At 72.4% G+C, this 20,649-nt stretch carries 17 protein-coding genes; 7 read left to right on the forward strand and 10 right to left on the reverse strand.

Annotated features, from left to right (window positions below; all coding sequences use genetic code 11):
* Positions 1–96: 96 nt before the first annotated feature.
* Complete coding sequence (locus ABZ340_RS07020) at positions 97–879, reverse strand: oxidoreductase (protein WP_358780719.1); 783 nt, start codon at positions 877–879, stop codon at positions 97–99.
* Positions 880–1,017: 138 nt separating this feature from the next.
* On the opposite strand from ABZ340_RS07020, the gene ABZ340_RS07025 reads away from it, so the two are divergent.
* On the forward strand, positions 1,018–1,605 hold the full coding sequence (locus ABZ340_RS07025) for a helix-turn-helix domain-containing protein (protein WP_358780720.1): 588 nt from the start codon (positions 1,018–1,020) through the stop codon (positions 1,603–1,605).
* Positions 1,606–1,693: 88 nt separating this feature from the next.
* On the opposite strand, the gene ABZ340_RS07030 is transcribed toward ABZ340_RS07025, so the two are convergent.
* The 4 genes from ABZ340_RS07030 to ABZ340_RS07045 form a co-directional block, all read right to left on the reverse strand.
* Positions 1,694–3,397 carry a glycoside hydrolase family 13 protein gene (locus ABZ340_RS07030; RefSeq protein WP_358780721.1) on the reverse strand — a complete coding sequence of 568 codons (1,704 nt, stop codon included), beginning with the start codon at positions 3,395–3,397 and terminating at the stop codon, positions 1,694–1,696.
* A gap of 189 nt (positions 3,398–3,586) precedes the next feature.
* The gene (locus tag ABZ340_RS07035) at positions 3,587–4,501 is read right to left on the reverse strand and encodes an ABC transporter permease subunit (RefSeq protein ID WP_358780722.1); all 915 of its coding nucleotides are present in this window, start codon (positions 4,499–4,501) and stop codon (positions 3,587–3,589) included.
* 7 nt (positions 4,502–4,508) lie between these two features.
* Positions 4,509–5,513: a sugar ABC transporter permease gene (locus ABZ340_RS07040; protein WP_358780723.1), complete on the reverse strand. Its 1,005-nt coding sequence runs from the start codon at positions 5,511–5,513 to the stop codon at positions 4,509–4,511.
* Between the two features lie 107 nt (positions 5,514–5,620).
* A complete protein-coding gene (locus ABZ340_RS07045; protein ID WP_358780724.1) occupies positions 5,621–6,889 on the reverse strand; it encodes an extracellular solute-binding protein in 1,269 nt (422 codons plus the stop codon).
* 423 nt (positions 6,890–7,312) lie between these two features.
* Between ABZ340_RS07045 and ABZ340_RS07050 the strand changes: the two genes are divergently transcribed.
* Positions 7,313–8,341 (forward strand): LacI family DNA-binding transcriptional regulator, encoded by a 1,029-nt coding sequence (locus ABZ340_RS07050; protein ID WP_358780725.1) that lies wholly within the window; start codon positions 7,313–7,315, stop codon positions 8,339–8,341.
* A gap of 153 nt (positions 8,342–8,494) precedes the next feature.
* A complete protein-coding gene (locus ABZ340_RS07055) occupies positions 8,495–9,379 on the forward strand; it encodes a phosphatase PAP2 family protein (protein ID WP_358780726.1) in 885 nt (294 codons plus the stop codon).
* A gap of 143 nt (positions 9,380–9,522) precedes the next feature.
* Here ABZ340_RS07055 and ABZ340_RS07060 read toward each other — a convergent pair whose 3' ends face one another.
* Complete coding sequence (locus ABZ340_RS07060) at positions 9,523–12,519, reverse strand: bifunctional [glutamine synthetase] adenylyltransferase/[glutamine synthetase]-adenylyl-L-tyrosine phosphorylase (protein ID WP_358780727.1); 2,997 nt, start codon at positions 12,517–12,519, stop codon at positions 9,523–9,525.
* 190 nt (positions 12,520–12,709) lie between these two features.
* Between ABZ340_RS07060 and ABZ340_RS07065 the strand changes: the two genes are divergently transcribed.
* Positions 12,710–13,219, forward strand: a complete 510-nt coding sequence (locus ABZ340_RS07065; RefSeq protein ID WP_358780728.1) for a pyridoxamine 5'-phosphate oxidase family protein — start codon at positions 12,710–12,712, stop codon at positions 13,217–13,219.
* A gap of 27 nt (positions 13,220–13,246) precedes the next feature.
* Positions 13,247–13,708, forward strand: coding sequence for a VOC family protein (locus tag ABZ340_RS07070; protein WP_358780729.1), 462 nt, complete (start codon positions 13,247–13,249; stop codon positions 13,706–13,708).
* An 84-nt stretch (positions 13,709–13,792) separates the two neighbouring features.
* Here ABZ340_RS07070 and ABZ340_RS07075 read toward each other — a convergent pair whose 3' ends face one another.
* From ABZ340_RS07075 to ABZ340_RS07085, 3 genes are all read right to left on the reverse strand, one after another.
* Positions 13,793–15,547: an NAD+ synthase gene (locus tag ABZ340_RS07075; protein ID WP_358780730.1), complete on the reverse strand. Its 1,755-nt coding sequence runs from the start codon at positions 15,545–15,547 to the stop codon at positions 13,793–13,795.
* Between the two features lie 111 nt (positions 15,548–15,658).
* Positions 15,659–16,279 (reverse strand): DUF305 domain-containing protein, encoded by a 621-nt coding sequence (locus ABZ340_RS07080; RefSeq protein ID WP_358780731.1) that lies wholly within the window; start codon positions 16,277–16,279, stop codon positions 15,659–15,661.
* The gene (locus ABZ340_RS07085) at positions 16,276–16,947 is read right to left on the reverse strand and encodes a DUF3105 domain-containing protein (protein WP_358780732.1); all 672 of its coding nucleotides are present in this window, start codon (positions 16,945–16,947) and stop codon (positions 16,276–16,278) included. The genes ABZ340_RS07080 and ABZ340_RS07085 overlap by 4 nt, the downstream gene beginning before the upstream one ends.
* A gap of 369 nt (positions 16,948–17,316) precedes the next feature.
* Here ABZ340_RS07085 and ABZ340_RS07090 point away from each other — a divergent pair, with 369 nt between their 5' ends.
* On the forward strand, positions 17,317–18,678 hold the full coding sequence (locus ABZ340_RS07090; RefSeq protein WP_358780888.1) for a glutamine synthetase family protein: 1,362 nt from the start codon (positions 17,317–17,319) through the stop codon (positions 18,676–18,678).
* Positions 18,679–18,732: 54 nt separating this feature from the next.
* Here ABZ340_RS07090 and ABZ340_RS07095 read toward each other — a convergent pair whose 3' ends face one another.
* Positions 18,733–19,356, reverse strand: a complete 624-nt coding sequence (locus ABZ340_RS07095; RefSeq protein ID WP_358780889.1) for a helix-turn-helix domain-containing protein — start codon at positions 19,354–19,356, stop codon at positions 18,733–18,735.
* A gap of 88 nt (positions 19,357–19,444) precedes the next feature.
* On the opposite strand from ABZ340_RS07095, the gene ABZ340_RS07100 reads away from it, so the two are divergent.
* The gene (locus ABZ340_RS07100) at positions 19,445–20,410 is read left to right on the forward strand and encodes a zinc-binding dehydrogenase (protein WP_358780733.1); all 966 of its coding nucleotides are present in this window, start codon (positions 19,445–19,447) and stop codon (positions 20,408–20,410) included.
* Positions 20,411–20,649 lie beyond the last annotated feature (239 nt).

Genomic DNA, 20,649 nt, shown 5'->3' on the forward strand with positions numbered 1-20,649 from the left:
TGTTTTGCTTTGGGTGTGGCTTGTGGGGGGGGCGCGGGGCGCCCCCGCCCCCCCCCCCCCCCCCGCGACCGGGCGCCGCGCGGAAGGCGGCCACGCCTAGGCGGTCTTGACCGCCCCGCCGTCGACGAGGTGGTCGGCGCCGGTCGTCGCGGCGGCGAGCGGCGAGGCGAGGTAGGCGACGAGGGCCGCCACCTCGTCCGGTTCGACGAGCCGGTCGATGAGCATGCCCATCGACTTCGGCAGCCCGGCCAGGAGTTCGGTGTGCGGGACGCCCATGGCCGCGGCGAGTCCGGCGCCGTAGCCGGCCGGGCTCTCCCACAGGGCGGTGCGGACCGGCCCCGGCGAGACGGTGTTCACCCGGACCCCTCGCGGGCCGAACTCCTCCGCCAGGGCCTTGCCGAACGCGGTGAGCGCGGCCTTGGCCGCCGCGTAGGCGACGGGTCCGCCGTGCGGGACGCGGGCACTGATGGAGGACACGTTGACGATCGCACCGCGGGTGGCCAGCAGTGCGGGCAGGGCGGCGCGGGTGACGCGGACGCCGGTGAAGAAGTTCAGGTCCATCATCTGCGCCCACCGGTCGTCGGTCAGGGCGAGGAACCCCCCGGTCACGTCACTGTCACCGCCGCCGACGTTGTTGACGAGGATGTCCAGGCCCCCCAGTTCGGTCACGGCCTCGGCCATCAGGCGCTCGGCTCCGGCGGGGTCGGTCAGGTCGACCGCCACGGGTGTCACGCCGGCCGCCTCCAGCTCCGGGGTGGGCTTGCGGGCGGCGGCGACGACGCGGGCGCCTTCGGCGGCCAGGGCACGCGCGACGGCCAGCCCGATCCCCCGACTGGCGCCCGTAACCAGGGCGGTCTTGCCGTTCAAGTGCAGATCCATGGCGCTCCTCCAGGACAACTCGCATCAGCTGTGTTGCAATGAACGTAAGACATGCATCACCAATGTTGCAAGTCATGGATGACCTGCCGCACTGTCGTACACTCATGGAGTCACCACCGTCCCGGAAGGTCCCGCTTCATGGCGCCGCCCGCCTCCACCAAGCCGCTGCGAGCCGACACCGAGCGCACGGTGCGCGCGATCCTCACGGCCGCCGAGCGGGTGCTCTCCGCCAACCCGGCGGCCACGATGGAGCAGATCGCGGAGGCCGCCGGGGTCGCGCGGACCACCGTTCACCGGCGGTTCGCCTCGCGGGAGGCGCTCATCAGGGCGCTGGCCGCATGGGCGACCCGGCAGTTCCACGAGGCCGTCACAGCCGCACGGCCGGACACCGCCCCGCCCGCCGTCGCGCTCTACCAGGCCACCGCGAACGTGCTTCGCGTGAAGATCGGATGGGGTTTCGCCATGGGCGCCCTCCCCACCGACGATCCCGAGGTCGCGCGCGTGCACGCCGACGTACTGGCCCAGTGCGAGCGGCTGTTCACCCGCGCCCGCGACACCGGACTGCTCCCGTCCGACGCCGACCTCGACTGGGCGCGGCGCGTCTACTACGCCCTCATCCACGAGGCCGCGGCCCAGGCGCCGGACACCGACGCCGCCGTGGACGCCCTCGCCACGCGCGTCGTCGACACCCTGCTGCACGGCGTCGGCAAGCCGGCCACCGCCTGACCGCCGCCCGGCCACCGTCCGATCGCCGAAGGGCCCGCCGCTCCCCGGTCGGGAAGCGGCGGGCCCTCGGGACGAGCGGCGGCGGCCGTCAGTCCTTCGTCCACCATACGGTCGTGTCGGCGGGCACCTTCGCCTCACCGTCCACCTCGGTCACCTCGCCGCTGGCGAGCAGCACCCGCCCGTACGCGGGCATCGCCACCGACTCGCCGGTGGTGTTGGCGACGCACACGAAGTCGCCACGCCGGAAGGCCAGCACGCCCTCGGGCGCCCGCAGCCACTCCACCGCGTCGCCCGCGCCCAGGCCGGGGTGTTCCCGGCGCACGGCCAGCGCGGTCCGGTACAGCTCCAGCGTCGAGCCGGGCACGCCGGTCTGCGCCTCGACGCTCAGCTCGCCCCAGCCCTCCGGCTGCGGCAGCCAGCTGCCGCCGTCGCCGAAGCCGTACGACGATCCCGTGCGCGTCCAGGGGATCGGCACCCGGCAGCCGTCGCGGAAGCCGTCCTGTCCGGCGCCGCGGAAGTACGCCGGGTCCTGGCGCACCTCGTCCGGCAGGTCGACGACGTCGGGCAGGCCGAGCTCCTCGCCCTGGTAGAGGTAGGCGGAGCCGGGCAGCGCCAGCATCAGCAGCGTCGCCGCGCGCGCCCGGCGCAGCCCCAGCTCCCGGTCACCGGCCAGGCGGATCTGGGTGCCGAGACCGGGCGGGTTGGCGAAGCGGGTGGCGTGCCGGGTGACGTCGTGGTTGGACAGCACCCAGGTGGCCGGCGCGCCGACCGGGCGCATCGCCTCCAGGGTGCGGTCGACGACCTCGCGCAGCTCCCCGGCGTCCCAGTGGGTGGCCAGGTACTGGAAGTTGAACGCCTGGTGCAGCTCGTCGGGGCGGACGTAGTGCGCGGTGCGCTCGATGGTCGGGGTCCACGCCTCGGCGACGAAGATGCGCTCCCCCGCGTACTCGTCGAGGATGCGGCGCCACTGCCGGTAGATCTCGTGCACGCCGTCCTGGTCGAAGAACGGCATCACGTCGTTGCCCAGCAGCTTCACCTGGTCGTGGGCGCCCAGGTCCGGCAGGCCCTCGGCCTTGACCAGGCCGTGGGCGACGTCGATGCGGAAGCCGTCGACGCCCATGTCGAGCCAGAAGCGCAGGATGGAGCGGAACTCGTCGCCGACGGCCGGGTGGTCCCAGTTGAAGTCGGGCTGCTCGGGGGCGAACAGGTGCAGGTACCACTCGCCGGGGGTGCCGTCGGGTTCGGTGACCCGGGTCCAGGCGGGCCCGCCGAAGATGGACTCCCAGTCGTTGGGCGGCAGTTCGCCGTTCTTTCCCTTGCCGGGGCGGAAGTGGTACCGCTCCCGCAGCGGCGAGCCGGGGCCCTCGGCGAGCGCCCGCCTGAACCACTCGTGCCGGTCGGAGGAGTGGTTGGGGACCAGGTCGACGATGATGCGCAGGCCCAGCCGGTGGGCGTCGCGGATGAGGGCGTCGGCGTCGAGCAGGGTGCCGAACATGGGGTCGACGGCCCGGTAGTCGGCGACGTCGTAGCCGGCGTCGGCCTGCGGCGAGGCGTAGAAGGGGCTGAGCCACACGGCGTCCACGCCGAGATCGCGCAGGTACGGCAGGCGGGTGCGTACGCCTTCCAGGTCGCCCATGCCGTCGCCGTTGCTGTCGGCGAAGCTGCGCGGGTAGACCTGGTAGATCACCGCGTCCCGCCACCAGTCGCGGCGCTTGGCGACGGCGGCCAGGGCTGGGGTTCCCCCCCGCTCGAAGAGGTTGGAGGAGGGTGCCGGGGCGGAGTGCTGGCTCATGGCGTCCTTGGTGCGTAACGGATGTGTCATCGGTCTTCGGCGTGTGAGGTCTTCGGGTGGGCGGAGGACGACGAGGCGGCCGCGGTGGCAGCGGGGTCTGGAGGTCTCCCCCTGCTCGAAGAGCCTGGGGGAGGTCACCGCGGCCGCCGCCCGCACGGGCAGCCGTACGGGAGTCCCCCGGCCGGGGCATCACCCCTTGGTACCGCCCGCGGTCAGGCCGGTCACCAGATTTTTCTGTACAAGGTAGAAGAAAGCGGACACGGGAATGGCGATCAGCACGGCGGTGGCGGCCATCAGGTTGCGCTGGGCGTCGTGCTCGCTGACGAAGCTCTGCAGGCCGACGGCGAAGGTGTACTTCGTGTCGGACAGCATGAACGTGGAGGCGAAGGCGACCTCGCCGAACGCGGTGATGAAGCTGTAGAAGGCGGCGACCGCCAGGCCCGGCCGGGCCAGCGGCAGGATCAGCCGGAAGAAGGTGCCGAACGGGGTGAGCCCGTCGACGCGTCCCGCCTCGTCGATCTCGAACGGGATAGTGTCGAAGTAGCCCTTGAGCAGCCAGGCGCAGTACGGCACCGCGGTCGAGCAGTAGACGAGGATCAGGCCGAGGTAGCTGTCGACGAGCTGGAGCCCGGACAGGATCTGGTACATCGGCACGATGAGCACGGCGATCGGGAACATCTGCGTCAGCAGCAGCACCCACATCATCTTGCGGTAGCCGGGGAAGCGCATCCGCGAGACGGCGTATCCGGTGCTGGCGGCGACCAGCACCCCGATGACGGTGGTGCCGAGCGAGACGATCAGCGAGCTCTGCAGCCAGTCGAAGAAGTTCGTCTTCCGCAGGACGAACGTGTAGTTGTCGAGCGTCATCTTGCCCCAGATGCGCTCGGGGTGGAGGTAGTCGTCCTTGTCCGGGCCGAGGGACAGGTAGACCAGCCAGGCGATGGGGAACAGCGCGATCAGGCCGGCGACGGAGAGCACGACGTGGGAGGCGAGGGCCGCGGCCGGGCCACGCCGGCCGCGCGGCCGTGCCTTGCGGGGTGCGGCGGCCGGCGCGGGGCCCTGCTCGGCCGGACCGGTCGCCTGGGTGGCGGTGGTGGTGGTCATGGATGCCTCAGATCGCGAGCTGCTGCTCGTTGCGGTTCAGCCAGCGGCGGTAGACGGAGGTGAAGACGATCAGGACGGCCAGCAGCAGCATGCCGTAGGCCGCGGACTGGGCGAATTCGCGCGGCTGCTGTCCGAAGCCGAGCTGGTAGGCCCAGGTGACCAGGATCTGCGCGTCCGGCGCGGTGTTGCCGAACAGCAGGAAGATGATCGCGAACTGGTTGAAGGTCCAGATGATGCCGAGCAGGACGACGGTGGAGCCGACCGAGCGCAGGCCGGGCAGGGTGACGTGGCGGAACCGCTGCCAGGCGTTGGCGCCGTCCATCTCGGCGGCCTCGTAGAGCGAGGCGTCGATGGACTGCAGGCCGCCGAGGAGCGAGACCATCATGAACGGCACCCCGCACCAGGTGTTGACCATGATCGCGGCGGTCCGCTGCCAGAAGGCGTCCTCCAGCCACTGCGGCGTCGGCAGGTGCAGCGCGTCGAGCGCGGAGTTGACGATGCCGGCGTCGGCGAGCATGAAGCGCCAGCCGAAGACGGTGACAAAGGTGGGCACGGCCCAGGGCAGGACCAGGATCAGCCGGTAGAAGGTCCGGCCGCGCAGCTTCTGGTTGAGCAGCAGGGCCAGGCCCAGGCCGATGGTGTAGTGCAGGGTGACGCAGGCCGCCGTCCAGACGATGGTCCAGATGAAGTGCGACCAGAACCGGTCGTAGGCGGTCTCGCCCCACAGGATGTCGGCGTAGTTGTCGAGCCCGACGAACTCGTAGGTGGCCTCGATCTCGTTGACGCCGATGGTACGGGCCGAGTTGAGGCTGTCGGCGTCGGTGAGCGTGAGGTAGAAGCCGTACGCCAGGGGGTACAGCACGAGGACGCCGAGGACGATCACCACCGGCGCGATCATGGCGTAGGCGTACCAGTGCCTCTGGTAGGCGTGCTTCAGGCGCCGGCCCGGTCCGGGCCTCGGCGTGCGGTCACCGCGGCGCTTGCCGGTCGCGCGGTCGATGGCGACTGTCATGGTTCGACAACCTTCTCGGAATCCTGCGGGTCAAGGGGTACGGCGCACAGTCCGGCGGCCGCCGGGTCCCCTCCCCCGGAGTCGGGGGACCCGGCGGCCGTGCGGGCTCACTTGCCGAAGTCCGGCACCAGCTTGGTGATGGCCGTCTCGGCGTTCTTCAGCCCCTCGTCCAGGGACACCTTGCCGCTGGCGATCTTGGGCAGCTCGTCGTCCAGCGGGACCCAGAAGGAGCTGTACTCGGGCAGCGCCGGGCGGGGCCGCGCGGCGGGCAGGACGGTCTGGAAGCCCGCGATGCCGGGGTCGGCCTTGACCTTCGCGGTGTAGGCGTCCTCGCGCGTCGGCAGCGTGGAGTTCTTCAGGGCGATGGTCTCCTGCGCCTTCGCCGAGGTCATGAACTTCACGAACGTCAGCGCGGCCTTCCGGTGCGCCTCGTCGGAGCCGGCGTACACGGAGAGGTTGTGGCCGCCGGTCGGGGCGCCCGCCTTGCCGGTGGAGCCGGCCGGGACGGTGGCGATGCCGAGGTTGTCCTTGTCCTTGAACGCGGAGCCCTTGTAGAAGTTGGTGATCTCCCAGGGGCCCTGGATGATCGCGGCGACCTTGCCGCTGACGAACGCGTCCTGGATGTGGGCGTAGGCCTCGGCGGTGGTGTCGGCCTTGTGCAGGCCCTTGCCGTCGAACAGGCCCTGCCAGGTGCCGTACGCCTTCTTGGCCTCGGGCGAGGCGACGGTGATCTTCTTGCCCTCGGCGTCGACCGTGTCGGTGCCCTCGCCGTAGAGGAACGGCTGCGCGTAGTAACCGGCCGTGGAGCCCCAGTAGCCGTCGGCGCCGGTCTTGTCCTTGATGGTGGCGGCGGCCTTCTTCAGGTCGTCCCAGGTCCTGGGGACCTCGACGCCGGCCTTGGCGAACAGTTCCTTGTTGTAGACGAGGGCCAGGGTGTCGGTGACCAGCGGCACGCCGTAGGTCTTGCCCTCGTACTTCGCCTGCTCGATCAGGCTGGGCTGGAACTTGTCCTGCTCGGCGAGGGCCTCGGTGCCGTCCAGCGGCGTGAAGAAGCCCTTCTTGGCGAAGGCGGGGGTCCAGCCGACCTCGGAGCGCAGCACGTCCGGGGCGCCCTTGGAACCGGCGGCGGTGTCGAACTTGTTCTGCGCCTGGTCGAAGGGGACGTTGACGTAGTCGACCTTGATGTCCTTGTGAGCGGCCTCGAACTCCTCGACGAGGGCCTTGTACGTCGGTGCCTCGTTGGTGGCGTTGGAGGTGTCCCACCAGGTGATCGTGACCGGTCCGCCCGACTCGCTGTCGCTGCCGTCGCCGCCGCAGGCCGTCGCCGCGAGGGCCAGGGACGCCACCAGCGCGGTGGCCGCTATGCCACGCCGCATGAGTTCTCCTTGAGGGTGAAAGCCCGAGTGGTGCAGGGGACGGTCCCGTCGCCGTTCCTGCCGACTTGCCGACTGCGCCGTTGCCGCCGTCGGGCGACGTGAACGTAACAGCGTGGAAAGCTTTACGAAAGACCTTGCAGAAAAAAAGTGCAAGGACCGGAGAGTTATCCCTCCGTGACCCGCCCTCCCCCTCTCCCCGAACGGCTGTTTCCGCCGTACTACGGGGCCTCGGACACATGTGCAAGACTCTGCAAGCACTTGCCATACGTTTCAGCGCCGGGCGACCATCCGTTGCGGACCGGACGCCCGACCACGACATGGGGGATCGCCATGACGCAGCAGCACGCATCGGGCCGTGCCACGGCCCGCACCAGGCGCCCGGTCGGTGGGCAAGGGGAGACACGGCCGCTACAGTCCAGTGCTGTGACCACACGGCTTTCCGACATCGCCGCTCAGGCGGGGGTGAGCGAAGCGACCGTCAGCCGCGTCCTCAACGGGAAGCCGGGCGTCGCCGCCACCACCCGCCAGTCCGTGCTGGCCGCCCTCGACGTCCTGGGCTACGAGCGCCCCGTGCGGCTGCGGCAGCGCAGCGAGGGCCTGGTGGGCCTGATCACCCCGGAGCTGGAGAACCCCATATTCCCGGCCCTGGCCCAGGTCATCGGGCAGGCGCTGACCCGGCAGGGGTACACCCCCGTCCTGGCCACCCAGACCCCGGGCGGATCGACGGAGGACGAGCTGACGGAGATGCTGGTCGACCGCGGCGTGGCCGGCATCATCTACGTCTCCGGGCTGCACGCCGACACCACCGCCGACATGCAGCGCTACGAGCAGCTGCGCGCGCGGGGCGTGCCGTTCGTCCTGGTCGACGGCTTCTCGCCGAAAGTGCAGGCGCCGTTCATCTCCCCCGACGACCGGGCGGCAATGACCCTGGCGGTCACCCACCTCGTCTCCCTCGGCCACACCCGCATCGGCCTCGCCCTGGGCCCCAAGCGGTTCGTGCCCGTGCAGCGCAAGATCGAGGGCTTCGTGCGCGCCGTGCAGGACCAGCTCCACCTGGACCCCGCGACGATCGAGTCCGAGCTGATCCAGCACTCCCTGTACACCCTGGAGGGCGGCCAGGCCGCCGCCTCGGCGCTCATCGAGCGGAACTGCACGGCGGTGGTGTGCGCCAGCGACATGATGGCGCTCGGCGCGATACGGACGGCCCGGCAGCACGGCCTGGACGTGCCCAAGGACATCTCCGTCGTCGGCTTCGACGACTCCCCCCTGATCGCCTTCACCGACCCGCCGCTGACCACCGTCCGCAAACCGGTCCCGGCGATGGGCCAGGCGGCGGTGCGCACGCTGCTGGAGGAGATCGGCGGTACGCCTGCGCCGCACAGCGAGTTCGTGTTCATGCCGGAGCTGGTGGTGCGCGGTTCCACGGCCTCCGCCCCCGGCAACCGCCCCTGACCGCCCGCCGGATCGTCCTCGAGACGGAGGAACCGGTACCTTCCCCCTGCCCGGGGAGGAAACCACGCACCTCCGGCCGGTGTAGAACATGCGACCGGAACCCGACCGGGGGATGATCGGTGGACGAGGGCTTTTCTGGCAGACTCTGTGCCTATGGGTGAGACGACCGTGACGACTACGGAAGGCCAGGAAGAGGCCGTTCCCCACCTCGTCGCGGACGAAAAGGGGCGAAGTGTACTGCATCGGCTCCGCACCCCGCGCCGGCCCCGCCTCTGGTTCGAGATCCTGCTGATCGCGGTGAGTTACTGGACGTACTCGCTCATCCGCAACGCCGTACCGGAGCAGCGGGCGCAGGCGCTGCGCAACGCCGACTGGATCTGGAAGGCCGAGCACCAGCTCGGCATCGCCGTCGAGCAGGCCGTCAACCACGCCGCGAACTCGGTGACTTGGCTCATCGTCGGCATGAACTACTACTACGCGACCCTGCACTTCGTGGTGACGCTCGGCGTCCTGGTGTGGCTGTATCGCGGTCATCCCGGCCGCTACGCGGCGACCCGGCTGGTCCTCTTCGCCACCACCGGCGTCGCCCTGGTCGGCTACTACCTCTTTCCGCTGGCCCCGCCCCGGCTGATGAACGGCGGCCGCTTCATCGACACCGTCATGGTCCACCAGACCTGGGGATCGATGGCGTCCGGCGACCTGAAGCACATGTCCAACCAGTACGCCGCGATGCCGTCCATGCACATCGGCTGGTCCCTGTGGTGCGGCCTGACGATCTTCGCCCTGGCGACGGTCCCCTGGGTGCGCGTCCTCGGCCTGCTCTACCCCGCGCTCACCCTCGTGGTGATCGTCGCGACGGCCAACCACTTCTGGCTGGACGCGGTCGGCGGCATGCTCTGCCTCGCCTTCGGCTACACGGTGGCCCGCCTGTGGTACGGCGCCCTCCCCCACGCCCTGCCCCGCCTCCCCGCGCGGACGGCCCGCAGCCGCGAGACGACGGGAGCGGGCCGCGGGGGTGCGGCGCAGCCCGCCGCTTAGCCGGTCCCGTACCGGCCCACCCCGGCAACGGACGAAACCGCACCCCCACGGCCCCGACCCACTCCCCGCGCCGGCGCCCCCGGCACGGGTCAGCCCGTAGACACACCCGGCACGGATCAGCCCATAGACGCGCCCGGCACGGGTCACCCCCCGTAGAACAGCTCCTCGACGACCCCCCGGGCCCGCCGCGCGGTCCGCCGGTACGCGTCCAGCATGTCGCCCACGTGCCCGGGCCCGTACCCCAGGTACCGCCCCACGGCCGCCAGCTCCCGGCTCTCGGTGGGGAACGTGTCCCCCGCCCGCCCCCGCACCAGCATCACCGCGTTGCGCACCCGCGTCGCCAGCACCCACGCCTCGTCCAGCACCGCCGCGTGCTCCTGCGAGACGAGCCCCGCCCGCCTCGCCGCGGCCAGCGCCTCCCGCGTGCGCGTGGTCCGCAGCCCCGCCTCGGTGTGGCCGTGCCGCAGCTGCAGCAGCTGCACGGTCCACTCCACGTCGGACAGCCCGCCCGGTCCCAGCTTGGCGTGCAGCTTCGGGTCGGCCCCGCGCGGCAGCCGCTCGGACTCCATCCGCGCCTTCAGCCGCCGTATCTCCCGTACGGCCTCCTCGTCCAGCCCGTTCGCCGGATACCGCAGCGGATCGACGAGCTCGATGAACCGGCGCCCGAGCTCCTCGTCGCCCGCGACGCACTCCGCCCGCAGCAGGGCGTGCGCCTCCCACGTCAGCGCCCACCGCCGGTAGTACGCCTCGTACGACTTCAGGGTCCGCACCAGCGGCCCGGACTTCCCCTCGGGCCGCAGGTCGGCGTCGACGAGCAGCGGCGGGTCGGCGCTCGGCAGCTGGAGCAGCCGCCGTATCTCGGCGACGACCTTGTGGGCGGCCTCCCCGGCCTCCCGCTCGTCGACGCCGTCCCGCGGCTCGTGCACGAAGAGCACGTCCGCGTCCGAGCCGTAGCCCAGCTCGTGCCCGCCGAACCGTCCCATGCCGATGATCGCGAACCGGGTCGGCAGGGTGTCCCCCCAGCCCTCCCGGACCACGGCCCGCAGCGTGCCCGCCAGCGTCGCCGCCGTCAGGTCCGACACCGCCGCCCCGACCCGGTCCACCAGCGCGCCCTGGTCGGCCTCGGCGGGCCGGGCCTCGGTGCCGTAGGAGCCGACGATGTCGGCGGCGGCCGTGCGGAACAGTTCCCGGCGCCGCACCCCGCGCGCGGCGGTGACCGCCTGCACGGCCCCGTCGGCGCGTCCGACGGCGGCGAGGATCTCCTGCTCCAGCTGGGCCCGCCCGCGCGGCGCCAGCCCCCCGCCGTCGCCGTCGCCGAGCAGCGCCACGGCCTCGGGCGCCCGCATCAGCAGGTCGGGGGCGAGCCGTCCGGCGGACAGGACGCGGGCGAGGTTCTCGGCGGCGGCGCCCTCGTCGCGCAGCAGCCGCAGGTACCAGGGCGTCTTGCCGAGCGCGTCCGACACCTTGCGGAAGTTGAGCAGTCCGGCGTCCGGGTCGGCGGAGTCGGCGAACCAGCCCAGCAGCACCGGCAGCAGGGTGCGCTGGATGGCCGCCTTCCGGGACACGCCGGAGGCCAGCGCCTCCAGGTGCCGCAGCGCGGCGGCCGGGTCGGCGTAGCCGAGGGCGACCAGCCGCTCCCGGGCCGCCTCGGGGCTCAGCCGGGCCTCGCCGGGTGCGAGCTGGGCGACCGCGTCGAGCAGCGGCCGGTAGAACAGCTTCTCGTGCAGGCGGCGTACGGCGGTGGCGTGCCGCCTCCACTCGCGCAGCAGCGTGGCGACCGGGTCGGTGCGCAGGCCCAGGGAGCGGCCGAGCCGGCGCAGGTCGGCCTCGTCCTCGGGGACGAGGTGGGTGCGGCGCAGCCGGTGCAGCTGGATGCGGTGCTCCATGGAGCGCAGGAAGCGGTACGCCTCGTCGAGCAGGGCGGCGTCCGCGCGGCCCACGTACCCGCCCGCGGCCAGCGCCTTCAGCGCCTCCAGGGTCGTACGGCTGCGGAGCGAGGCGTCGGCCCGCCCGTGCACCAGCTGCAGCAGCTGCACGGCGAACTCGACGTCCCGCAGGCCCCCCGGCCCCAGTTTGAGCTGGCGGTCGACCTCGGCGGCGGGGATGTTCTCCACCACCCGGCGGCGCATCTTCTGCACGTCGGCGACGAAGTTCTCCCGCTCGGCGGCCTGCCACACCAGCGGCTCGACGGCGGCGAGGTAGGCGGCGCCGAGCTCCGGGTCGCCGGCCACCGGACGGGCCTTGAGCAGCGCCTGGAACTCCCAGGTCTTGGCCCAGCGCTGGTAGTAGGCGAGGTGGCTGCTGAGGGTGCGCACCAGCGGGCCGTTCCTGCCCTCGGGGCGGAGGTTGGCGTCGACCGGCCAGATGGAGCCCTCGACGGTCGTCTCGGAGCAGATCCGCATCAGGTGGGAGGCGAGCCGGGTGGCGGCGCGCAGCGCCTTGTCCTCGTCGGCGCCGTCGGCGGCCTCGCCGACGAAGACGACGTCGACGTCGGAGACGTAGTTCAGTTCGTGGCCGCCGCACTTGCCCATCGCGATCACCGCGAGCCGGCACAGCGCGGCGTCGTCGGGCGCGGCGGCCTCGGCGATGCGGAGGGCGGCGCGCAAGGTGGCGGTGGCGAGGTCGGCGAGTTCGGCGGCGGTCTCGGCGACGTCGATGGTGCCGCACACGTCGCGGGCGGCGATGGACAGCAGGCAGCGCCGGTAGGCGACGCGCAGCGCGACGGGGTCGCCGGCCCCTGCGAGACAGCGTTCGAACTCCGCCACGCCGGGGTGGAGATCGCGCGGCTCATAGGTGACCAGGGCGCGCCAGTCGCCGGGGTGCCGGGCCAGGTGGTCGGCGAGGGCCTCGGAGGCGCCGAGGACGCCCAGCAGGCGGTCCCGCAGCGGCTTGGCGGAGGTCAGGGTGTCGAGCAGGGCGCGGCGGTCGGCGGGGCCGGGCTGGGCCTCCAGCAGCCGGACCAGGCCGTGCAGCGCGAGGTCGGGGTCGGCGGTGGCGCCGAGCGCTTCGAGCAGCACCGGGTCGTTGCGCAGCGGTGTCGGCTCCGCGCCGTCCAGGAGCCGCTCGGCGGCGGACGGATCGGTGAAACCGTGTCGCAGCAGTCGCGTGAAGGTGCTGCTCCTGCGCCCCGGCGCCGTCATCCCGGCCTCCCGTCGGATCAAGGTCGTACGCGCCTTCGAGCCTAGCGGCAGCGGCGGAAGCGGGCTCCCGCGCGGGGGAGATGAGTTGCGGGGGAGATGAGTTGTGGGGGGGCGATGAGTTGCGGGGGCGGACGGGGTCTGCACTGGCGAGGACGGAACCGAAGGGCCGAAGGACCGAAGGGACGACGCCATGGCCATCGAACCCCTGGCGGAGCTGGATCCCCGGTACAGCAGCGAGGGCGCCGTCGCGGTCCCCTGGTCGCGGGCACAGGCGCTGCTCACCGAGGCGGAGCTGTTCTGGCTGTCGACGGTGCGGCCGGACGGACGGCCGCACGTGACGCCGCTGCCGGCCGTCTGGTCGGACGGCGCGCTGCACTTCTGCACCGGCCCCGAGGAGCGCAAGGCGCGGAACCTGGCGCACAACCCGCAGGTGGTGCTGACGACGGGCGTCAGCACCTGGAACGAGGGCTACGACGTGGTGGTGGAGGGGGAGGCGGTCCGCGTCACCGACGACGGGCGGCTGCGCCTGCTGGCCGCGGGGTGGGAGGCGAAGTACGGCGACTTCTGGCATTACGAGGTACGGGAGGGGTATTTCCGCCACGGTCCGGGGCGCGCCGTCGTCTACTCGGTGGCGCCGCGCACCGTTTTCGGTTTCGGTAAGGGGGAGCCGTTCAGCCAGACGCGCTGGCGGTTCGCCTGACGCCCGACGTCGACGAAGGAGTCCTTCATGGACATGACCCTCGAAGTGATCCCGTTGCCGGTCGGCGACATCGACCGGGCCCGGGACTTCTACCGGGACAAGGTCGGCTTCCACGTCGACATCGACCAGGAGGTCGTGCCGGGCATGCGGATCGTGCAGCTGACGCCTCCGGGCTCGGGCTGCTCGATCGCGCTGGGCGACACGATCTGGGAGATGGCCAAGGGCCCGCGGCCCACGCCCGGCTCCTACCAGGGCCTCCAGCTGTGCGTCGCCGACATCGAGGCGGCCCGCGCCGAGCTCGTCGGACGGGGCCTGGAGGTCTCCGAGCCGGTGCGGTACGCCCCGGACGACGGTGCCACGTTCATGTACTTCACCGACCCCGACGGCAACGGCTGGTCGGTCCAGGAGTACCGGCGCCGGGCGACGGAACCGCTGCACGAGCTGCTGGCACAGCTGAGGCGGCGGCAGGAGGGCCAGGGGGGCTCCTGATGGATCTCCGCGGCGTCGCGACGCCCGGCACACACTCCCGCCCGCCCGGCCCGCCCCGCTCCTCGCGGAGCCGGGCCGGGGCCGTCAGACGGTCTCCCGCCACCCGTTCGTGATCGGCAGCCGCCGGTCCTTGCCGAACCCCTTGGGCGAGATCTTCGTCCCCGGCGGATACTGCCGGCGCTTGTACTCGGCGGTGTCGACCATCCGGAGCGTCCTGGTGACCAGCTCCCGGTCGAACCCGGCGGCGACGATCTCGTCCGCGCCCTTGTCCCGGTCGACGTACAGCTCCAGGATCGCGTCGAGCACGGGGTAGTCGGGCAGCGAGTCCGTGTCGACCTGCCCCGGGCGCAGCTCCGCGCTCGGCGGCTTGGTGATCGAGTTCTCGGGGATCGGCGGCGTCTGCCCCCGCTCCCGCGCCGCCCGGTTGCGCCACTCGGCCAGCCGGAACACCGAGGTCTTGTAGACGTCCTTGATGGGCCCGTACGCGCCCACCGAGTCGCCGTACAGCGTCGAGTAGCCGACCGCCAGCTCCGACTTGTTGCCGGGGGCGAGCACGATGTGGCCCTCCTGGTTGGAGAGCGCCATGAGCAGCGTCCCGCGCAGCCGCGACTGGAGGTTCTCCTCCGCCAGTCCGGTCAGGCCCAGGGATCCCATGTAGGCGTCGAACATGGGCTCGATCGGTACGGTGCGGTAGTTCAGCCCGGTCCGCCGCGCCAGTTCCGCCGCGTCGTCCTTCGAGTGCGCGGAAGAGTACTTCGACGGCATCGACACGCCGTACACGTTCTGCGCGCCCACCGCGTCGCAGGCGATCGCCGCGACCAGCGAGGAGTCGATCCCGCCGGACAGCCCGACCAGCACCGACCGGAAGCCGTTCTTCACGACGTACGCCCGCAGGCCCACGACCAGCGCCGAGTAGACCTCCTCGTCGTCGTCGAGCCGCGGCGCGTACCCCCCGGCCAGCTCCGGCTCGTACGCGGGCAGCGGCTGGGGCGACAGCACCACCCGGTCGACGCGCAGCCCGTCGTCCACCACCCCGTCCGGCGCGTCGGCCGCCGCGGCCGGCAGCTCCAGGTCCAGGGCCACGCACCCCTCGGTGAACTGCGGGGCGCGCGCCACGACCTCCCCGTCCCGGTCGACGACGATGGAGTCGCCGTCGAAGACCAGCTCGTCCTGCCCGCCGGTCATCGCCAGGTAGGCGGTGGTGCACCCGGCCTCCTGGGCCCGCTTGCGCACGAGCTCCAGCCGGGTGTCGTCCTTGTTGCGCTCGTACGGCGAGGCGTTGATCGACACCAGCAGCCCGGCCTTCGCGGACCGCGCCGCCGGCACCCGCCCCCCGTCCTGCCACAGGTCCTCGCAGATGGCGAACGCCACGTCGATCCCGTGCACCCGCAGCACGGGCATGGTGTCGCCGGGCACGAAGTAGCGGAACTCGTCGAAGACGCCGTAGTTCGGCAGGTGGTGCTTGGCGAAGGCGAGCACCACCTCGCCCCGGTGCAGCACCGCGCCCGCGTTCTGCGGCGCTCCCGCGGGCTGGCCGTACTTCGGCTGGGCGCTCTCACAGCGGTCGAGGTAGCCGACGACGACCGGCAGCTCCCCGAGGCCCTCCCCGGCCAGCCGCGCAGCCAGCTCCCGCAGGGCCCGGCGGGAGGCCGCCACGAAGGACGGCCTGAGGGCCAGGTCCTCGACGGGGTACCCGGTCAGCGCCATCTCCGGGAACACCGCCAGGTGCGCCCCCTGCCCGGCCGCGTGCCGGGTCCAGCGGACGATCGACCCGGCGTTCGCGGCCAGGTCGCCGACGCGGGAGTCGATCTGGTTCAGAGCGAGGCGTAGTTGAGGCACCCGCCCAGTTTAATCGTCAAAGCGACGCGATGTCCTGGCGAAACCGGATGCCGGGTGCCGGGCGGTGCCGGGCACCGCGCGTTCACGGCCTCGGCCGGGCACCCCGCGCTCTCACGGCCTGGGCCGGGCACCCCGCTCCTCCAGCATCCGCGCCATCAGCCCGATCTCCGACTCCTGCCCCTCCACCATGCCCTGCGCGAGCCGCTTCTCCGCGCCCACCGCGCACCGGGCGACGCATGCCTCGGCCATGTGGACGCCGCCCCGGTGGTGCGTGGTCATCAGCTGGAGGTAGTACACCTCCGCCGCCTTCCCGCTGAGCGTGCCCAGCCGCTCCATCTCGGCGTTCGTGGCCATCCCCGGCATCAGCGCGCCGTCCTCCCCGGCGCCGGCGCCGCCCATCCCCATCCATGTCATGGGCGGGTCGGACGACACCTTCGGCAGCCCCCACAGGTCGAGCCAGCCGAGCAGCATGCCCCGCTGGTTGGCCTGCGTCTGGGCGATGTCGTACGCGAGGCGCCGCACCTCCTCGTCCTCGGTGCGGTCCCGCACGAGGTACGACATCTCCACGGCCTGCTGGTGGTGCACCGCCATGTCCCGCGCGAACCCGGCGTCCGCCGAGTCCGCGGCGGGCGTGCGCGCGGCGCCGTCGTCCCCGGCGACCGCGTAGGTGAGCGCGCCGGCCGCGACGAGCACCGCCGCCGCGGCGCCCGCGATCCACCCGGCGTGCCTCACCGTGACAGCCCGCCGGTGCAGGGGGCGCCCGGCTCGGGCGTCTGCTCGCCCTGGACGAACTTCTCGAAGAACGCGTCGACGGCCGGGTCGCTCGCGCCCGTCACCGTGCGCTGGTGCCCCCACGCGGTGAGCATGATCGGGTCCTTCTGCTCGTCGTCGGGGCTCATCAGCGAGTACGGCGTCTTCTTCACCTTGGCCGCCAGCGCATCGACCTCGGCCTTGGGCGCCCGGTCGGTGTACGTCACCCAGACCGCGCCGTGCTCCAGCGAGTGCACGGCGTTCTCGCGGGGGACGGCCTCGGTGTAGACGTCGCCGTTGCAGTTCAGCCAGACCTGGTTGTGGTCGCCGCCGACCGGGGGCTCGACCGGGTAGGTCACGCTCTTGGCGACGTGGTTGCGGGAGAGGGTGCCCTCCCACTTCTTCACGCCGTCCTCGCCGGTGACGAAGCGCCCTGCGGACTTGTCGTCGGCCGCCGCGCCACCGGAGCCGGAGTCGTCGGACTGCGACCGGACCAGGAAGACCCCGCCGACGACGAGCCCGGCGACGACCACGGCGGCGGTCACGACGGTGAGCACCCGGTTCCGGCGCTCGCGCGCCCGCTCGGCACGCTGCATCTCCTCTATTCGCGCCTTGCGCGTCGCGGTGCTGCTGTTCTTGGCGGAACCCATGGGGTGTGCCCTTCTGGGAACGGGGGGACCGGTGAGTCCGCTGATCGTAAGGGGCCCGGAGGGGTCTGTCGTAGAGTCCGTGCGGGATCTGACGCGGGCGGGCCCAGGAATGGCCCGATCGAACACCTGCCTCTACTCTGCCGGGGGGCGCCCCGGCCGTTACGGTTGTCGGTCCGGGCAGGCAAGATGGCGGCAGAGCAGTACATCCGCCGCGAGCACGACCGCCGGCCCGGTGTTCAGACCGGGGTCGGCCGGCCGATCGAGGTCCGCAACGCGTACGAAACGGCCGTGTGGTGGGATGCCCAGGTGCCCGACCGCCTCCCGCGGTACCGGACAGGCGGCCTGACCAGCAAGGATGGGAAGCGGAAGATGGACAAGCAGCAGGAGTTCGTGCTCCGGACACTGGAGGAGCGCGACATCCGGTTCGTACGCCTGTGGTTCACGGACGTGCTGGGCTTCCTCAAGTCCGTCGCCGTGGCCCCGGCCGAACTGGAGCAGGCCTTCGACGAGGGCATCGGCTTCGACGGCTCCGCGATCGAGGGCTTCGCCCGCGTCTACGAGTCCGACATGATCGCCAAGCCGGACCCGTCCACCTTCCAGGTCCTGCCGTGGCGGGCCGAGGCGCCGGGCACGGCCCGCATGTTCTGCGACATCCTCATGCCGGATGGCTCCCCGTCCTTCGCCGACCCGCGCTACGTCCTCAAGCGGGCCCTGGCCCGCGCCTCCGACCAGGGCTTCACCTTCTACACCCACCCCGAGATCGAGTTCTTCCTGCTGAAGGACAAGCCGGTCGACGGCTCGGTGCCGACCCCCGCCGACAACTCGGGCTACTTCGACCACACCCCGCAGAACATCGGCATGGACTTCCGCCGCCAGGCCATCACCATGCTGGAGTCCATGGGCATCTCGGTGGAGTTCTCCCACCACGAGGGCGCCCCCGGCCAGCAGGAGATCGACCTGCGCTACGCGGACGCGCTCTCCACGGCCGACAACATCATGACGTTCCGCCTGGTCATGAAGCAGGTGGCGCTGGAGCAGGGCGTGCAGGCCACCTTCATGCCGAAACCGTTCTCCGAGCACCCGGGCAGCGGCATGCACACCCACCTGTCCCTCTTCGAGGGCGACCGCAACGCCTTCTACGAGTCGGGCGCCGAGTACCAGCTCTCCAAGGTGGGCCGCTCCTTCATCGCGGGCCTGCTGCGGCACGCCGCGGAGATCTCCGCCGTCACCAACCAGTGGGTGAACTCCTACAAGCGCATCTGGGGCGGCTCCGAGCGCACCGCCGGCGCCGGCGGCGAGGCCCCCTCCTACATCTGCTGGGGCCACAACAACCGCTCGGCCCTGGTCCGCGTGCCCATGTACAAGCCCGGCAAGACCGGCTCGGCCCGCGTCGAGGTCCGCTCCCTGGACTCCGGCGCCAACCCGTACCTGTCCTACGCCGTCCTGCTGGCCGCCGGCCTCAAGGGCATCGAGGAGGGCTACGAGCTCCCGCCGGGCGCCGAGGACGACGTGTGGGCCCTGTCCGACGCCGAGCGCCGCGCCATGGGCATCGAGCCGCTCCCCCAGAACCTCGGCGAGGCCCTGACCCTGATGGAGCGCAGCGACCTGGTCGCCGAGACCCTCGGCGAGCACGTCTTCGACTTCTTCCTGCGCAACAAGCGCGCCGAGTGGCACGAGTACCGCTCGGAGGTCACGGCGTTCGAACTGCGGAAGAACCTGCCGGTGCTGTAGGCACCCGGTTCGGCGGACGGGGCCGGCGGTGCGATCCGCCGGCCCCGTCCTCGTTCACCGCCGCGGTCGCGGCGCCGAGGGCAGCGGTGACCGTGGGTCCGTCCCGGAGGCGGCGCGGAACGCCTCGATCATGTAGGCGGCGAAGCGGCGGGAGGCCGTGAGCCGGTGGGCGGGCGGCAGGTCCAGCACGCCCCGGTGGGCCATGAGCATCAGGGCCAGGTCGTCCACGACGAAGCCGCTTCCCAGCCCGCCGGTCCGCCGGGCCCGGCGGGCCAGTTCGGTGACCTCGCGCCGGCTCCGCTCCCGGTCGGCGGCGAAGTCGAAGGCCTCGGGGCACGCGGTCATGAACGTCTCGGCGAACCCGCGGCTTCGGGCGTGGAGTTCGCAGATGCGCTCGACCATGCTCCGGAAGCCCCGCCACGGGTCCGTGTCCGCGAGGGCGTCGCGGACGACGGTGCGGCAGATGCGCCGCTGGTCGGCGAAGGCCGCCTCGATCAGGTCCCGCTTGGCCGGGAAGTGCCGGTACAGCGTCGCGGGGCCGACGCCCGCGCGCCGGGCGACCTCGCGCACGGGCGCGCCCAGCCCCTCCTCGCCGAACACCTCCCGGGCCGCCTCCAGGATGCGGGCGCGGTTGTCGCGGGCGTCGGAGCGGGCGGGGTGAGACAAACGGCCGGTCATCATCTCTCACTTCGGTCGGGCGGGCGGGGGCGTCCGTTACGTTCCGAAAGTCGACCGTACCGAGGAACCACCGTACCGAGGAGCCGAGATGAAGGCTGTCGTGATCAGAACGTTCGGGAGCGCCGACGGCCTGGAGGTCGTCGACCTGCCCGTGCCCGACCCCGCGCCGGGGCAGGTGCGGATCGCCACGGAGGCGGCCGGGGTGGGCGGGGTGGACGCCGTCGTCCGCCGGGGCGCGCTCGCCGGGTACGGCTTCCGGGAGGGGCATCTCCTCGGCAGCGAGGTCGCGGGGCGGATCACCGCGGTGGGCGAGGGCGTGGACGCCTCGTGGCGGGGGCGCCGGGTGTGGGCGTTCACCGGCCTGTCGGGTGGGTACGCCGAGCACGCCGTCGCCGCGGCCGGGGACGTCCTCCCGCTGCCCGACGGGCTGTCCGCCGTCGATGCCGTGACCCTCGGCGGGTCCGGTGCGGTCGCCCACTTCGCCCTGCGGCACGCCCGTTTCGCGCCCGGCGAGACCGTGCTGGTGCGCGGCGCGGCGGGCAGCATCGGCATCGCGGCGGTCCAGCTCGCGGCCCGGGGCGGGGCGGACGCGGTGGCGGTGACCACCTCGTCCGCCGAGCGCGGCGTCCGCCTGCGGGAGCTGGGCGCCACCCACGTCCTGGACCGCGCCGGCGAGGGCGGCGGCCCGGACGCGCCCTCCGGCTTCGACGTGGTGATCGACGTCGTGGGCGGCCCTCACGTCCCCCGCTTCCTGGACCGGCTGCGCCCCGGCGGCCGGTTCGTGGCCGTCGGCATGGTCGCCGGGCCGCCGCCGGCGGACTTCGGCATGCGGCTGATGGACGCCTTCACCAAGTCCCTGACGTTCGCCACGTTCAGCTCCGACACGGTGCCCGGCCCCGACCGCCAAACCGTACAGTCGGCCCAGTTCGCCGAGGCGGCCCGCGGCGGCCTGCGGACGGTCGTGCACGAGGTGCTGCCCCTGGCCGAGGCGGCCGTGGCGCACCGGAAGATGGACGCGGGCGAGGTGTTCGGCCGGATCGTGCTGGTGCCCTGAGGAGGGCGGTCAGCGCTCCGCGGTCACCGCGACGAAGTCCGCCCACGCGGCGGAGACGTCCTGGTGAGCGGGGGTGCGGCTCATGGCTCTCCGAGCGTCTGCTCGACGAAGGCCCGCGACTCCCGGGGCGCGAGGGTCCGGGCCCGGAGCCCGGACCGTCCGCCTCGCTCCCGAGCCGTTCCGTCCCCGCCTCGGCCGTCGTCCCGCGCCCCTTCGCCGTACGCGCCGTACCAGGACGC

This window comes from Streptomyces sp. NPDC006134 (assembly GCF_040628835.1).
GTDB lineage: Bacteria > Actinomycetota > Actinomycetes > Streptomycetales > Streptomycetaceae > Streptomyces.